General features: G+C 69.9%; 1 pseudogene. It reads right to left on the minus strand.

Features of this window, described 5'->3' with window-relative positions:
* Nucleotides 1-618 (minus strand): annotated as a pseudogene (locus tag ACFXBC_RS22810) (gluconate transporter); the annotation flags it as partial.
* Nucleotides 619-764: the final 146 nt, after the last annotated feature.

Consider the following 764-nt stretch of genomic DNA (forward strand, 5'->3'; position numbering starts at 1 on the left):
CAGCAGGGCCATCAGCAGGCCGCAGACGCTCACGATCGTCTGGATCGCCGTATGTGATTTCGTCGCCTGGCCGAGCGACATGCCGAAGGACTCCTTCACCAGCCAGAAGCCCGCGTGGTTCACGTAGTTGAGGCCGATCGAGCCCGCTCCGATCGCGACCACGAGCAGGGCGGTGTGCAGACTGCTGCCGGACTCCGCCAGCGGGGCCAGGATGCCCGTCGCCGCGACGATTCCCACGGTGGCCGAGCCCGTCGAGAAGGACAGGAGCAGAGCCAGCAGCCAGCCCAGGACCAGGACGTTGACATGCAGTCCCGACGCGGCCGACTCGACGGCCTTGCCGATCCCCGAGTCCTCCAGGACCTGGTTGAACGCGCCGCCGCCCGCGATGATCAGGAGGATGCCCGCCACCGCCTTGAGGCTGTCGGTCAGGGACGAACGGATCGCGTCGGGCGTCATGTCGCTGCGGTAGCCGAGTGCGAAGAGCGCGAAGAGGAAGCCCGCGAGCATGGCGATCACCGGCTCGCCCGTGAAGGTCAGCACATGCCGTACGGGGCTCGACTCGTCGTACGCCAGCTCCGCGAGGGTGCGCAGCAGCATCAGGACCACCGGGACGAGCACGGCGGTCAGCGCCCAGCCGGTACGGACCTTGTTGACGGGAGGGGCGGAGCCGTCGGCGGCGGGGCCGGCGCTGCACCACCCCCGGGCCCCGGCCGGGCGTTAGGTACCCCGGTAAATTGGGAACAGGTTCGGGGCCGGGGGGGCGG

Origin of the sequence: Streptomyces sp. NPDC059398, from assembly GCF_042751845.1 — a bacterium.
Lineage (GTDB): Bacteria > Actinomycetota > Actinomycetes > Streptomycetales > Streptomycetaceae > Streptomyces.